This window comes from Paraburkholderia sp. Cy-641 (assembly GCF_011752945.1).
GTDB lineage: Bacteria > Pseudomonadota > Gammaproteobacteria > Burkholderiales > Burkholderiaceae > Paraburkholderia.
Map to the genome: position 1 here is coordinate 136,836 of NZ_VWWM01000006.1, position 14,467 is coordinate 151,302.

16 protein-coding genes are annotated in these 14,467 nt (G+C 59.3%); 11 read left to right on the forward strand and 5 right to left on the reverse strand.

From position 1 onward, the window contains the following. Positions 1–10: 10 nt before the first annotated feature. Complete coding sequence (locus F3J20_RS05290; RefSeq protein ID WP_167042355.1) at positions 11–415, reverse strand: MerR family DNA-binding transcriptional regulator; 405 nt, start codon at positions 413–415, stop codon at positions 11–13. Positions 416–574: 159 nt separating this feature from the next. Here F3J20_RS05290 and F3J20_RS05295 point away from each other — a divergent pair, with 159 nt between their 5' ends. The 11 genes from F3J20_RS05295 to F3J20_RS05345 all read left to right on the forward strand — a co-directional run bounded on the left by F3J20_RS05295 (position 575) and on the right by F3J20_RS05345 (position 10,476). Further along, a complete protein-coding gene (locus F3J20_RS05295) occupies positions 575–1,648 on the forward strand; it encodes an MBL fold metallo-hydrolase (RefSeq protein ID WP_167042356.1) in 1,074 nt (357 codons plus the stop codon). 557 nt (positions 1,649–2,205) lie between these two features. Next, positions 2,206–2,679, forward strand: coding sequence for a type VI secretion system tube protein Hcp (locus F3J20_RS05300; RefSeq protein WP_167042360.1), 474 nt, complete (start codon positions 2,206–2,208; stop codon positions 2,677–2,679). Positions 2,680–2,705: 26 nt separating this feature from the next. Further along, positions 2,706–3,209: an STM2901 family protein gene (locus tag F3J20_RS05305; RefSeq protein WP_167042362.1), complete on the forward strand. Its 504-nt coding sequence runs from the start codon at positions 2,706–2,708 to the stop codon at positions 3,207–3,209. Next, entirely contained in the window at positions 3,181–3,570 is a 390-nt protein-coding gene (locus F3J20_RS05310; RefSeq protein ID WP_167042364.1) for a DUF1493 family protein, read from the forward strand. The genes F3J20_RS05305 and F3J20_RS05310 overlap by 29 nt, the downstream gene beginning before the upstream one ends. Before the next feature lie 367 nt (positions 3,571–3,937). Then, a complete protein-coding gene (locus tag F3J20_RS05315) occupies positions 3,938–5,389 on the forward strand; it encodes an MmgE/PrpD family protein (RefSeq protein ID WP_167042366.1) in 1,452 nt (483 codons plus the stop codon). A 12-nt stretch (positions 5,390–5,401) separates the two neighbouring features. Next, entirely contained in the window at positions 5,402–6,670 is a 1,269-nt protein-coding gene (locus F3J20_RS05320; protein WP_167282316.1) for an FAD-dependent oxidoreductase, read from the forward strand. A 15-nt stretch (positions 6,671–6,685) separates the two neighbouring features. Further along, the gene (locus F3J20_RS05325; protein WP_167042370.1) at positions 6,686–6,991 is read left to right on the forward strand and encodes a non-heme iron oxygenase ferredoxin subunit; all 306 of its coding nucleotides are present in this window, start codon (positions 6,686–6,688) and stop codon (positions 6,989–6,991) included. A gap of 6 nt (positions 6,992–6,997) precedes the next feature. After that, complete coding sequence (locus tag F3J20_RS05330) at positions 6,998–7,759, forward strand: SDR family oxidoreductase (protein WP_205299216.1); 762 nt, start codon at positions 6,998–7,000, stop codon at positions 7,757–7,759. Between the two features lie 37 nt (positions 7,760–7,796). Beyond that, on the forward strand, positions 7,797–9,125 hold the full coding sequence (locus tag F3J20_RS05335) for a Rieske 2Fe-2S domain-containing protein (protein ID WP_167042372.1): 1,329 nt from the start codon (positions 7,797–7,799) through the stop codon (positions 9,123–9,125). A gap of 48 nt (positions 9,126–9,173) precedes the next feature. Continuing rightward, complete coding sequence (locus F3J20_RS05340; RefSeq protein ID WP_167282318.1) at positions 9,174–9,698, forward strand: aromatic-ring-hydroxylating dioxygenase subunit beta; 525 nt, start codon at positions 9,174–9,176, stop codon at positions 9,696–9,698. 268 nt (positions 9,699–9,966) lie between these two features. Beyond that, positions 9,967–10,476 carry a MarR family transcriptional regulator gene (locus F3J20_RS05345; RefSeq protein ID WP_167042376.1) on the forward strand — a complete coding sequence of 170 codons (510 nt, stop codon included), beginning with the start codon at positions 9,967–9,969 and terminating at the stop codon, positions 10,474–10,476. Between the two features lie 31 nt (positions 10,477–10,507). On the opposite strand, the gene F3J20_RS05350 is transcribed toward F3J20_RS05345, so the two are convergent. The 4 genes from F3J20_RS05350 to F3J20_RS05365 form a co-directional block, all read right to left on the reverse strand. Beyond that, entirely contained in the window at positions 10,508–11,659 is a 1,152-nt protein-coding gene (locus F3J20_RS05350) for a mandelate racemase/muconate lactonizing enzyme family protein (protein ID WP_167282320.1), read from the reverse strand. Between the two features lie 47 nt (positions 11,660–11,706). After that, the gene (locus tag F3J20_RS05355; protein ID WP_167042380.1) at positions 11,707–12,405 is read right to left on the reverse strand and encodes an RraA family protein; all 699 of its coding nucleotides are present in this window, start codon (positions 12,403–12,405) and stop codon (positions 11,707–11,709) included. Positions 12,406–12,443: 38 nt separating this feature from the next. Beyond that, positions 12,444–13,643, reverse strand: coding sequence for a CaiB/BaiF CoA-transferase family protein (locus F3J20_RS05360; RefSeq protein WP_167042382.1), 1,200 nt, complete (start codon positions 13,641–13,643; stop codon positions 12,444–12,446). A 96-nt stretch (positions 13,644–13,739) separates the two neighbouring features. Further along, the gene (locus tag F3J20_RS05365) at positions 13,740–14,465 is read right to left on the reverse strand and encodes an enoyl-CoA hydratase/isomerase family protein (protein WP_167282322.1); all 726 of its coding nucleotides are present in this window, start codon (positions 14,463–14,465) and stop codon (positions 13,740–13,742) included. Between the last annotated feature and the right edge of the window lie 2 nt (positions 14,466–14,467).

Here is a 14,467-nt window from a genome sequence, read left to right on the forward strand (position 1 = left end):
TCAGGTCATCTCAGGCAGGTTTCGCGCTGCGCTGGCCGTGCTCCAGCAACTCGCGCGCTTGTGTTTCATATTGCACGAGGTCTTCGAGCGTCGCGTCGAGATCTTCGCGCTGACGTTCGAGTACTTCGCGATGACGCGCCACCGTGGCGAGAAACGCTTGCAGTTGCGGCACGGTGTCGGTCGGCGATTCGTAGACGTCGAGCAGATCGCGAATTTCCGACAGCGTAAAGCCAAGCCGTTTGCCGCGCAGCGTCAGTTTGAGCCGCGTTCTGTCGCGGCCCGAATAGACGCGCCGCAAGCCGCTCGATCCTTCGCGGCTCGGCGAGAGTAAACCCTGATCTTCGTAGAAACGGATCGCGCGTGGCGTGACGTCGAATTCCCGTGCGAGTTCGGTGATCGTGTATTGCGTGTTCATCGGGACATCTCGTGGCCGGATGGCCGGGCACAAAACCGGATTGGACGATAGAATCGACGTTTACGTTATCGTCAAGCTGAACGGAACGCAACCACAACCACGCCGGGCGGCATCGCACACCTCGCCATGCCGGACGGCCGCCGGAGGAAGACAGTCCCCATGAATGCACTCGAACACCAACTCCAATACCCATTCAACGACACGCTGCCCGACGCGGGCAGCACGATGGAAGTCGCGCCGGGCGTGCTGTGGCTACGTATGCCGCTGCCGTTCGCGCTCGACCATATCAACCTGTGGCTGCTGCGCGATGAAATCGACGGGCAACAGGGCTGGACCGTGGTCGATTGCGGCATCACGTCGGACACGATCAAGGCGAATTGGGAGCGTGTGTTCGAGTCGGTGCTCGACGGCCTGCCGGTGTTGCGCGTGATCGTCACGCATTGTCACCCGGACCATATCGGCCTCGCGCACTGGGTGTGCGGCGGCGGCGAGAAACAGCGCTGGGACGCGCGACTGTGGATGACGCTCGGCGAATACATGCAGGCGCGCGTGATGGCAACCGGCGACGGTTCGAACGCGGGCGGCGAGGCGGCGGCGCGGCACTTCGCGCGGCATGGCCTGAACGACGACGAATCGCTCGACAAACTGCGCAATCGCAAGAGTTATTACTCGAGCCTCGTGCCGGCGATTCCGGGGCAATACCGGCGTCTGCGCGAAGCCGAGGACGTGAGGATCGGCGGCAGAACGTGGCGTGTCGTGACGGGCTTCGGTCACTCGCCCGAGCATTGCGCGCTGCATTGCGAAGAGACCGGCACGCTGATTTCCGGCGACATGGTGCTGCCGCGCATTTCGACGAACGTGTCGGTGTTCGATATCGAGCCAGAGGGTTCGCCGCTGGAGCTGTATCTGGAATCGCTCGGCCGCTACGAGACGATGCCGGAAGCGACGCTCGTGCTGCCTTCGCATGGCAAGCCGTTTCGCGGCGTGCGCACGCGCATTCGCCAGTTGCGCGAGCATCACGACGCGCGGCTCGCCGAGGTGCGCGAAGCGTGCGCGGAGAAACCGCGCAGCGCCGCCGACATCGTGCCGCTGATGTTCAAGCGCCAACTCGATATTCATCAGATGACGTTCGCGATGGGTGAGGCGCTCGCGCATTTGCATCTGCTGTGGCGTGCGGGGGAGTTGAAGCGCACGCAGGATGCGGATGGGGTGATTCGTTTTACGGCGGCGTGATCTGGGCTTGGATCGCGTTTTGGATTGATGGGGCGAGGGGAGTGCCCGCGTGTGTGGCGGGCTTTTGGGATAATTCAGCACAGCCTTGCAGTGTTCGTTTGATTTGCCTGCATGGAGCGCGGGCCGGCGCCGTATAGGCGTAGAAAGCATTCCACATCAGCTTCGAGAGCGCCGATAGGCTTTCCTTCATCGCCGGGGCGTAATTGGCCTGAGCCTCGATAATCGTGCCGTCGATGCGCGATTTGCATCCGACTGGTATTCCGTCTCGTCGATCGTCACGATTGTGCCTTTGAGCGGCAGCGCGTCGCTTATTCCTTGAAGCAAAAACAAAAAAACAAAGTAAACGCTGCTTCGTTGAGATTGCAACGCTTCCATCACTCTTGGCAACGTCTCATGCCATTTCCTTGGAAATTTTTCCACGGGTGATCGTTTTTTCGGAGTTCTCCGATATCAATACTGTTCGCAATGCTCTGGAATGACTGGGGAGACATGGCTAGCCGAGTGTGCACGCAGTCTCTGCACAGCATGAACCGTCCTCATCGCTTTGGAGTTTCCGAATGGCGCACGATATTTTTATCAAGATCAACGGCATTGACGGCGAATCACAGGATCTAACACATCGCGACGAAATCGAAGTGCTTGGCTGGAACTGGAGCGCGAGTCAGCAGTCCAGAACGCGCTCCTGTTCTGGCAGCGTGGCAAAGGTCAGTGCTTCCGCGTTGAGCTTCACTCACATGATCGACACGGCAAGCCCGAATCTTGCGAGCTACTGTTTTCAGGGGAGGCATGTTCCCAACGTCGTGCTTACCATGCGTAAAGCAGGTGACATTCCTCTTGAATATTTGAAAATCACGATGTTTGACGTGATCGTGACGCGCGTCGAGCTAGCAGCAGGAGCCGGATTGGCATTGGAACATGTGGCACTGTCTTTTGTGCAAATGAAGAAGGAATACGCAGTGCAGAGCCCGATCGGTGTGAGTCAAGGCGCTGTGACCGCGCTGATTGATGTGAAACGGAACAGCGTTAGTTGATGCCGGGTTAAGGACTAGAAGCGACAATGAACGATTACGAACGCCTTATAAATGATGCTCTAACGGAAAAACCTCTCGCTTATAGCTATGGTGGAAAATCCGTAGATGCTCAAACGCTTTTCCTCTGCATAACGGTCGAGGAAACCTGCAAATATTTTGAATTAAAGGACTATAGCGGTGTGACGGCCGTAACGATGATTCTGCTTGGCCGTCCGTGGATTCCAACCCGCTCGAAACCTGGGGGAGCAACGGCCGGAACATCAATTGCATCGCTTGTTCTCCGGGTCCTTGTTGATGTCAATTTTGAAAAGGCTATCCTGCCTACGCTTACATCGAGATCGGTTCGGCGATTCCAATTCTCGATGACAAGAAATTTGGGAGCGTTCATTGGGCGCTGGATTCCATGGCTCGGTGCAACACTCGCAGTCTACGATGTGGTGAAAATAGTCATTCTTTCCGTGATGCGCTACAACCAGATTGTCAACGAAGAGGATCGGATAAATGACGCGACAGCGGGAAGCTTCGGTTGAGCTGGAGCAATTCTTTCACAAAGAAGTTGGCATCCCCGATGGTAAAAAAATCTTCTCTTCAAGCGTCATAGAAGATGATTTCGGCATAACGGGTGACGATGCCAATCAATTAATGGAAGATTTTTTTGAGCAATTCCACGTCGCGCGCGGCGACTATGATTTTCACCGGTACTTTGAAATTGAGGCATCGGGGTTCCCGATTCCTTTTCTTGACAGGTGGATCCGCAAGAAAATCCTGGGCGATCGCCTGTATGAGAAGCAAACTCTGACCATTGCGATGCTTCAGCATGCAATAGAGCTTGGTGTGTGGGATAGCCAACGCTTACGCGAGCGGGAAAGTCAGCGTAAAAGCAGTGATTGAAATCCCCGCCGCTTTTTCCGTCAACCCCGATTCTTGACCAACGTTCGGCGGCGCGCCAAACCGCCATCCTTTCCACCCGAACCCGCCATTCCCCTTACATCCCGCCAGTCGACAGATAGGTGTTTACGCCAGGCAGGCGCGGGCGCCGTGACCTCCTCTCCCTCCGCTTCAACCTCGCATCAGCCCTTGCTGGCGGTCCCGCAGCCCTGAATCCCCGCATTTTTCAGGTATCTGTTGCCGAGGAACCGCACGGCACTTCGCATGCCCCACACCGCAAAAAATCAATTTCGAGCACTTGCTTTTATCGCCATAGTTGTTAGCATGCTACCTTAATAAAGGTAGTGCACTAACTCACATGGAGCAACTTATGGCTGGCAATACCATGAAGGAAGATCGACTGCTTACCGCTTTCGCTAAATTTGCGACCCAGGTGTCGGGCGACCTCGATGCGGAGTCGACCCAGGCGGCGAAGTCGGCGCTCGTCGACGCGCTGGCAGTCTCGCTCGGCGCCCTGCCTCATCCCCCGGCGCAGCGCGCCCGCAAGTACGCGGCGCTGTTCGATGTTCCGCAAGGCGTCACCATCTGGGGCAGCGGTCAGCGCACCAACGTCGAAGCCGCGACGCTGGTCAACGGCGTTCCGCTGCGCGGATACGACTACAACGACTTCTATTTCGGCAAGGCTGCCGGGCATCCGAGCGACATCATTCCCGGTCTGCTGGCGCTCGCCGAATCGCGCGGCCATACCGGCAAGCAGGTTCTGACGGCGCTGGCGGTCGGGTACGACGTCTGTATCAGCCTGTTCGATACGTTCGACATCGATTCGAACGGCTGGGACTATCCGATGCTGGTGACGATTGCCGCGGTCTGCGCGTTCTCCCGCCTCGTCGGTCTTTCGGAAGCGGCTGCGCGCGAGGCCATCGCGATTGCGGTCGTATCGAACTACGTGAGCGACGAATCGGAATCGCACGAACTGAATGCTCGCGGCGATCTGACCATGTGGAAGCGTTTCAACGGCAGCGACGCGATCCGCCATGCGGTCTATTCGGTTCTGCTCGCGGAAGTCGGTGTCGAGGGCGTGGTGCGCCCGTTCGAGGGCCGCAGCGGTTTGCTGGCGAAGATCAGGACGCCGGACGATGTGATTCAACGCCTGTTCGATCGGCTCGATCCGTCGAAGCCGCTCAAGCGTGTCACCGAAGTGCGCTACAAGCGCTGGCCGGTGGGTTCGCGCGGCCAGAGCGCCATTCAGTCGGCCATCAGCCTCGCGGGCAAGATCGAGGACATGGCTTCGGCGCAAAGCGTGACCGTGTACACCGACGAAATGGTCTATGACCATCTGGTCCGCCGCCGTTCGGACCCGTGGCATCCGTTCTCGCGCGAGACGGCCGACCATTCGCTGCCGTATATCGTGACTGCCGCGCTGCTCGAAGGCCAGATCAAGCTGGAAAGCTTCGACGTCGAACGCGTTATCGATCCGGCGCGGCAGACGTTCCTCAACGAGAAGGTCAAAGTCGAGGTCGATCCCGCGCTTTGCTTGGGCTCGGCAGGCGGCTTCATCACGCGCGTCGAAGTGACGGATGCGAGCGGCAAGGTGCATAAGGGCGACGCCCGGCCGCATCCGGGCCACCCGCTGCAGCCGCTGACCCGCGAAGACATGGAAGCGAAGTTCTACGAGAACGTGGACCCGATCTTCGGTCACGCACATTCGCAGAACGTGCTGCATGCAATCTGGAGCTTCGATACCCATCCGAACGTCAAGGACCTGGTCGGGCTGCTGGTTCATCCGAATCCGGAAAGCCTGAAGACGGCGGAAGTGGCGTAAGAGGGCAAAACCATGCGGCGGGACGTGCGTGTAACTGTAATTGGAGCTGGACAGGCTGCTGCCCGATGTATCTCGACGATGCGCCATGCGGGGTTCGACGGTGGCATTACGTTAATCGGCGAGGAGACCCATTTACCTTACGAACGCCCGCCGCTGTCGAAAGAAGCGCTCTTTGGCGAGACCGGCTTCAAAGCGCCTTACGTACTGGACGACAGTTTCTACGGCGACCATGAAGTGGATATCGAGCTTGGCAAGCGTGTCGAGGCGATCGATCCCGGGTCCGGTGCTGTCGACCTCGGGAACGGGTTGCGGATCAAGTCCGATCGCATTCTGATCGCGACAGGCTCGCGTGCCCGGACTGTTTCCATTCCGGGTGTGGCGCCCGAGCGCATTCTGTCGCTTAGGAATATTGAAGACGCGAAGCGCCTGAAGCCGTTGCTCGATGGCCGCAACAGGGTTGTGCTGATCGGCGGCGGATTCATCGGGCTGGAGATTGCCGCGGGTGCGATTCGCCGGGGTTGCGCGGTGACGGTCATCGAAGCGCGGCCACGGCTCATCGAGCGAGCCGTCAGTCCGCACGTATCGACGCACTTGCAACGCCTGCACGCGGATAACGGCGTGAAGTTCAGGTTCGGCGTAACGATCGTTTCGGGACGACAGGGCGCGACCGAAACCGAGTTGATGCTGAGCGACGGCACTTCGGTCGTGGCGGATGTCATCGTCGCCGGTGTCGGGGCGTTGCCCAATTCAGAGCTGGCGGACGCGGCCGGGATCAGGTGTACGAACGGAATCAGCGTGGATAAAAACTGCCGGAGCTCATCCGGGATCGTATGGGCAGCGGGGGATGTCGCCACGCGCGTTCATCCTTGGTTCGGAAAGGACATGCGCCTGGAATCCTGGGAGAGTGCGGAGAACCAGGCCCGGATTGCAGGACTCTCGATTGTGGCCAGCTTTGTCGGCACGGATGCCGCCGAAGGCGAAGAGGAACCGCCACCGTGGTTCTGGAGTGACCAGTACGGACTCAATCTGCAGATTCTCGGTTGCGTTTGCGATTCGGAAAGCTCGGTCAGGCGGATGAGCGACGACGGTGAGAAAGGCACGATTTTTCATTTTCGCGGACGCGACCTGATTGGCGCGGAGCTTATTTCGACAGGCAGGGAGCGTCCATTGGTCAAGAAGCTTCTGCAAACCGGATGGCCGTTACCCGCGGAGAAGCTCGGCGATACCGGCCTGTCCCTGAAAGAACTACTGGCCGCTTCGACGGCGGCCGTTGCGGCCTGATGAGAGGAAAACCCGATGAGCTGGCAAGAAGTCGCAAAGAAATCAGATGTAGAGGAAGGCGAGGCACTCCAGGTGTGTGTCTCCGGGGAGCCCATTGCCATCTACAACGTGGGCGGCACGTTCTTCGCAACGCATGACGTCTGTACGCATGCTCATGCGCATCTGTCAGACGGGTATATCGATGGCGATTGCGTCGAATGTCCTCTGCATGGCGGCGTTTTCCGGATCTCCACGGGTGAGGCGGTTTCGGGCCCGGTACAGAAGCCATTGCGAGTTTTCCCGATCAAGGTCGAAGGCGAATCCATTCTGATTGACGGGTAATCGCGAATGGCTTCGACTACGGCTCACCGTATGGATCAAGAAAGGAATGTTATGGAATTCGAACGAACCTCCGTTGCAATCATCGGCGCCCATGCGGGCACCGGGCCGGCCGTCGTCCGCGCGTTTGTCGAACAGGGTGCGCGGGTCGCGGTAGGAACGCCGAGTCGGGGCGGAGAGAAAACGCCCTTGTCCGGCACCGTGCAATTCGATGTCGACACGAGCGATGTGGCATCGATCCGTCAATTCTTCGATCGATGCGAGAAAGAGCACGGTCCGGTCGAGATTCTGGTCAACGTCGCTCCGCCGATTGCCTCGGGCAATGCGCTGGATTTCACGCCGGATGAATATCGGGCGGTCGTCGAGCAGGAACTGATCGGGCCGATTCTGTGCATGCAGGAAGGCGCGAGGCGCATGGTGCCACGCGGATTCGGCCGGATCATGTCCTTCATCTCGATGTCCGGAAAGACCGGTGTGCATAAGCACGTTGCGCCGTTCGCGGCGGCCAAAGGCGGCCTCGTCACCTTCTCGCGCACGCTGGCTGCCGAGCTTGCCCCGACCGGGGTAACGGTCAACACGCTGGCGACCGCGCTGTTCGACGTGCAGGTCGCCTCCATGCCGGATGGCGTCGAAGTGGTCAAGGGCATTCCGGTCGGCCGCCCGGGGCGCTCCGAAGAGGCCGCGCACGCTGTTCTGTTTCTCGCTTCCAAAGACGCGGGTTATGTCACCGGAGAGACGCTCAATCTCTCGGGCGGCCGCTTCATGGACTAAACACTTGCGTCCAACGCAAACGAAGGAGTGATCGATCGTGTCTGAAACTCAGTGTGTCAGTGAAAAGATCTGGTTTGCCCAAAGCGAATCTGCTGCCGATACCCACGGCCTCGTCAAGCGGGCACCCAGGACGTTCCGCATTCATACGCGTGCTTATACCGATCCGTCGGTCTTTGCCGCCGAGATGGAGAAAATCTTCAAGAAGACCTGGGTCTTCGTGGCACACGAGTGCCAGATTCCGAATGCCGGCGACTATCAAACCAGTTATATCGGCATGCAGCCGGTGATCGTCAGCCGCGACGCCGAGAACAAGGTGCATGTTCTCGTCAATCGATGCGTGCATCGCGGCGCGGTGATCTGCCGTGATAGCCACGGTCACGGAACGGAATTCAACTGTCCGTACCACGGTTGGGTCTACGGTTTGGACGGCAAGCTGCTTGCCATGTCCGAACGGCGCGAGGCGGGTGGGTACTCGGATGACTTTGCTGCTCCCGAGGGGCTGATGCGTCTGCGTGTCGAGACCTATCGCGGTTTCATTTTCGCGAGCTTCAATCCGGACGTTCAACCGCTCGAAGAGTACCTGGGCCGCGCCAAGGGCGTCATCGACCGCAAGCTCGACATGTCGCCGGTTGGCGAGATCGACTTCGTTTCGCGTCCGTATGTGAGCCGCTATCAGGGCAACTGGAAGTTCCAGGCCGAGAACATCGTCGACGAATACCACTTCATGCATACGCATAAGGCGTTCGTTCAGCTTCAGGCGAAGTACGGTCAGACGACCGGGGACTTCGATGTGCATAAAGGCGGCTCGGCCAAGAAAATGCGCGAGGTGCGGTTCTCCGGCGTGACGTGGGATTGCGAGAACGGTCATGGACTGGTCGAGACGCCGTCCGGAGAGATCGACTCGTATCTGAACGGCGAGTATGGCGACTATTTCCAGGGCATCGTCGACCGGCATGGCGCGCAAACGCTCGCTTCGATGACCGGCAAGTTGTCGGCATCGATCTTCCCGAATCTCGGACTGATTCACAATCAGGTGCGAGTCTGGCGACCGATTGCGCCGGACCTCACCGAAGTGACCATCTATCCCTACGAACTCAAGGGCGCGCCGGCCGGCTACAACGAAGGCATGCTGCGTAGCCAGGAGCGCTTCTACGGCCCGGCGGGTCACGGGCAGGCCGACGACGTGGAAATTTTCGCGCGCAACCAGCAAGGTCTCGCGGGCAGCGCTGTCGAATGGCTCATTCTCGAGCGCGGCGTCGAGACCGACAAGCCGACTGGCGACGGCGACTTCAAGGGCCTGACAACGAGCGAGGCTCCGCAACGCGCTTTGTGGCGCGAGTGGGACAAGTTGATGACCGGCAAGTAGCCGCCCGGCTCAACATCGAATTGAAATGCCAACCTGGAGACTTGTGTCGTGTTCTTTTCCGAAACCATTAGCCTGCAAGAAGAGGCGAGCGTGCGCGGCAGGGTCGAGCAGTTCCTGTATCGGGAAGCTCGCCTGCTGGACGATCTGAAGCTGGATGAATGGCTGACGCTGTTCACCGAAGACGGGCTGTACTGGATTCCCATTGTCGAGAATGCCCCGATCCAGTCGCAGAGTGCGATTATTTACGACCCGACGTTGCGTCGCGAGGAGCGGGTCTATCACATCCTGCATACGGACTTTCCCGCGCAATCGCCGCGTTCCCGCACGGTCCACTTCATCAGCAACGTCATGGTGGAGAACCGCGAAGAACTGTACAAGGTGTCGTCGAGCCAGATCGTCTACGAGATGCGCAGAGGCGACTTCGGGCAGAAAGGCATTGGCGATATCGTGCCTGTCGTCTCGCAGGTGGATTATGTTCTGCGCGAAGTGAACGGCGAACTTCGGATTGCTGAAAAGAAGGTCCTTCTCATCAATCGCGATACGTGGCAGGGCAATCTGACGTTTATTCTCTGAGCGTGCGTGCCGTCGAGGCTGAAGCGACGGTATCCCGTCTTGCGTTTCCGAACAGGGGCAGCTGCGGGGCTGTCCTTCTTCGTTGGTTTATGTCGCCAGTGAAGTCTCGTTCGCGGCAGCGCGAACGGCATGGAAGGAGTGTGAGCCCGCGATCGGTACGCCTGGAATCATGTGCGAAAATACGCGACATTGTCTGATCGATAGGCCCGGCGGGTGATGTCCCCCAGCGCCGGTTCAGCGAATTCCGACGTTTCACGACCTGAGCCACATGTACAAAGACCCTAAATCACGTCTTATCAAAATGTATGACCGTCCTGGTTTTCTCCTGCGACGTGCCTACCAGATATCGTCGGGCGTTTTTGAGCAGGAGTGTCGGGAGTTGTCGTTAACTCCCGCTCAGTTTGCGGTTTTGTCGGTACTCGCGGCCACGCCGGGCATCGATCAGGCCCGCCTGTCCAGGTGTCTTGGATTCGACAAGGTCACGGTGATGTACGTGCTGCGCGGTCTCGTCGAAAGAGGATTGATGACCCGGGATACTGGCACCGGCCGGGGGCGTCGAATCGCGCTGGCGCTGACCAAAAAGGGCGTTGCCTTACTCGAAGAAGCCCAGGCTCCCACCGAGCATGCTTCGGCGTCGCTCATGGATTGTTTTACGGAAACTCAGCAGAAGCAGTTCATCAAGCTGCTCAAGATATTGACGACCTCGTTAGAGGATCGGGCGCGTGCACCGTTGATCATGCCGGAGTTTCCAGCGGACGAGAGCGTCGTACAGGAATAAAGCTCTCGCCGGCCGCACGTTATCGTTTGATTTAGCGCTCGATTTCCGGACTGGCCAGAGCCGGCGCAATGCCGGCAAAACCCGCATACTGCCGCAGAAGCGATTCATCCAGATCGAGTCCCAGCCCCGGGGCATCCGGCAGTGCGATGAAGCCGTTTTCGGGAATCAACTGAGCCGGGCAAATCTTCGTTGCAAAATCGGCGAACGGCAGATAGTACTCGGTCAACGTAAAGTTCGGCATGACTGCTGCGGCATGCACGGTCGCATTGAGCGCGATCGTGGTCGAATTGAAGTTGTGAGGCGAGATGGCGACATAGTGGGGTTCCGCCATCGCTGCGATTTCCTTCAGCTCGAGAATGCCGCCGACGTTGCAGATGTCCGGATTCAGAATATCGGCGGCCCGACGCTCGAGCACCGGCTGGAATGCGGCTTTGCCGTAGAGCGTTTCGCCCGTCACGACCGGAATGCCGACCTTGCTGCGAACTTCCGCGAGTGCGTCGACGTTCTCGGCCCAACACGGTTCTTCGTACCAGTACAGATCGAACGGTTCCAACTGACGCCCGAGACGGCTTGCCGATCCCGCGTTGAGGCGTCTGAGCATGTCGAGCAGGATATCGACCTTGGGGCCGACCGCGTCTCGAACCGCGCGAATCACGGAAACGACGTGATGTTCATGCTCCCGCGGTACGTACGTTCTCCAGGTGCCCGGTAGCGGCGACAGCTTGATGGCGGTGAAGCCCTTCTCGACGACTGCCGCGGCCGCCTCGCCATACTCTTCGGGCGTCTTGCAGTGATCGCTCCAGCCGTTCGCATAGACGCGAATCTTCTCGCGGCATTTGCCGCCGAGCAGGTTATAAACCGGCTGCCCGCAGGCTTTGCCGACGATATCCCACATCGCCTGCTCGATGGCGCTCTGCGCGCAATAGAGTTCGAACGAGCTACGCCGCTGAGCGAAATCGTCCTGGACGATTTGAGTGAAATGCTTGATGTTGAATGGACTGCGGCCGAGGCATGCCGTGCCGAGTTCATCGATCTGGGCGACGATTGCCCGATCGCGTCCGCGTAACGTATACGCCTCGCCCCAGCCGTGGATGCCGGCATCGGTCGATACCTTGACGAAAATCCAGGTCCGGCTGCGGAAGCCGGGATCAACGGTATAGCATTGAATCGAAGAGATCTTCATGTTCCGGAGTAGGAGGAGTCAGTCGGAAAGGGATGCCTCGAATCGACTCAAATGGGCAGGCCTTTTGCTCTCAGAACCGCGTCGAAGCGTTCCGGGTCGGACGTTCCCGTGCGATTCGATTCCCGTATGGCGTCCTCGCGTTTCAGATGCTCGAGCGTCTTGCGCAGAATGCGCTCGGCGTCGTTGGCCGGCACCGCAACGACGCCGTCCGCATCGCCCACGACGATATCGCCAGGAAGAACGGCCAGGCCGCCGCAGACCACGGGAATATTGATTTCTCCGGGACCGTCTTTGCTCGGTCCGCGACTCGTGTGGCCGCGCGCATAGCAAGGCATGCCTTCTTCGGCCCACTCGACGAGATCGCGAACGGCACCGTCGATGACGAGACCCGCGAGACCCTTCGCGATGCAGGTGGTTCGCATCAGGCCGCCGACGAGCGCCTGAGTGATGTCGGCGCCGCCGTCGATGACCAGCACGTCGCCACGTTCCACGAGCATCAACGCCTTATGGATCATGAGATTGTCGCCGGGCCTCACACGGACGGTGACCGCCGGACCGCACATGCTCACGTCGAGGCCGCTATGGTATTGCCGCAGCCCGTACGTCCCCACGTTTCTGCTCATGGCGTCGCCAATGGCCGCGGTGGGAAGTGCCTTGAATGCTTCGATGATGTCCTTGCCGACCGACGGCACACGGGGATTGATACGGTAGCCGGCGGGCCAGTCAAGATTCGCGCTTTGAGTCATTTCGATATCTCCAGTTTTTTGCAGTCGTCATTCACGCTTCAGATGGCTTTCGCTGTTCTGAGCCGTTCGATGCGATCATCATCCAAACCGAGTTCGTGCAGGATGTCAACGGTGTCGGCGCCCAGGGTTCGCGGCGGAAAATCGACCGAGGGATCGTTCCCGTCGATCTTCACGCCGGTCCGCACCAGATGCAGGTCACGATCGACGCCGGGCACGTTCCTGAATTCGCCGACCATGCCGCGTTCCGCAATCTGCGGTTGGGCAAGCGCCTGCGACACCAGGTAGACGGGCCCGGACGGAACGTCGACGTCGTTGAGCAGATCGCACCACTCATCCGCTCCGCGGGCGGCGAGGGCCTGTTCCAGTTCATCACGAAGTTCGTAGCGGTTCTTCAGGCGGGCATGACGTTCATGGAAACGCTCGTCCGTATAGAGGTCCGGACGTCCTACGGTCCTGCAAAGCGCTTCGAACTGTTCCTGCTTGTTGGCGGAGATATTCAGCAGGCCGCTACCGGTCTTGAAGGCACCCGACGGGCTGGCCGTAATGTTCTCGTTGCCCATCGGCGCGGGTTCTTTTTTTGCAATGAGCATGTTCGACATGGCCCAACCCATCGAGACCATGGTCGACGCCAGCATGGAGACATCCAGGTACGTACCGCCCGTTCGATCGGGTTGTGCCAGCGCGGCCGCCACCGCAAATGCCGCGGTCAGACCGCCGACCGTGTCGGCAACGGGATAGCCGACCCGGTAAGGTGCCGTGTCGGGCGCCCCGGTGATGCTCATCACGCCCGACATACCCTGGATGATCTGGTCGTAAGCCGGACGCGCCGCGAGAGGACCGTCCTGCCCAAACCCGGTGATCGCGCAGTAAACCAGACGCGGATTGACTTCGAGAAGATCCTTATAGCCGATGCCCAACCGGTCCATTACGCCCGGACGAAAGTTCTCGACCACGACATGGGCGCTTTTGACGAGCGTGCGGAAGATCTCCTTTCCCTCAGGGTGCTTGAAGTCGATCGTGACCGAGCGCTTGCCGGCATTCTGGGCGAGATAGGAGATGCCCATGCCTCGCTTGACGAGTTCGGGATCGGCGCCGAGTTGACGGGCAAGATCGCCGCCTTTCGGATTTTCTACCTTGATGACTTCCGCGCCGAAGTGCGCCAACTGATGGCAGCAGAAGGGACCTGACAGCACGTTGGTCAGATCGAGTACGCGAAAGCCTTTAAGAGGAAATGACATGATGAATATTCTCTGCAGATTATCAGGAGTCCAATGCTGCGCGAATTCAGCGGCGACTTCTCGACCGGGCGCTTTCGAAGTCAATTGACTGACGTTTTACGGAGTAGCGATGCGGCTCTTGATGCGTGCCGCGACGTCCTGTCCGTAATTCAGCGCGGCACGCCAATCCGTCGTAAATTCAGGGAGTTTTGCAAGCGCATACTTGGTCTCGTTCAGGACCTGGCGATCGAATTGGCCGATCTTGCCGGCCAACTCTCGCACGCGCGAATCGAGGTTCCCGGCGGGAACCACTTCATTGAGCAGCCCCCATGAAAGGGCAAGCTCGGCGTCGACCGGTTCCGTGTTGAAAAGCATCCATCCGAGACGCTTCCGGTTGAGTCCGGACAAATGACTGGTGGCTGCCGACATGCTCGCAAACGCCGCGGATTTCAGTTCGGGCAGCCCGAATCGGGCATGTTCGCTGCCGACGGCCAGATCGCAAGCGTTCACGAGATTGACGCCGTAACCGAGCGCAAGCCCGTTGACTGCCGCGATCACCACGCCGGGAAATTCGCGGATCGCCATGGCCAGATCGATGCCTTCCTGACCGGCGGTGTCCTGCCGGCCTTCGGCGAGAAATTGTGCGCGCTCCTTGATGTCCGCGCCGCAGCAGAACCACTGATCCGAGCCGGTGATGACGACCGCGTTGACGTGTCCCGCAAGCGTTTCCAGCGCGGCTAACAGGTCAAGACGCGCGGACTGGTTCATCGCATTGCGCTTCTCCGCGCGGTCGATACGCAGATGAGCCCAGGTTTCGTGTTTCGACACGACGATATAGGACATGC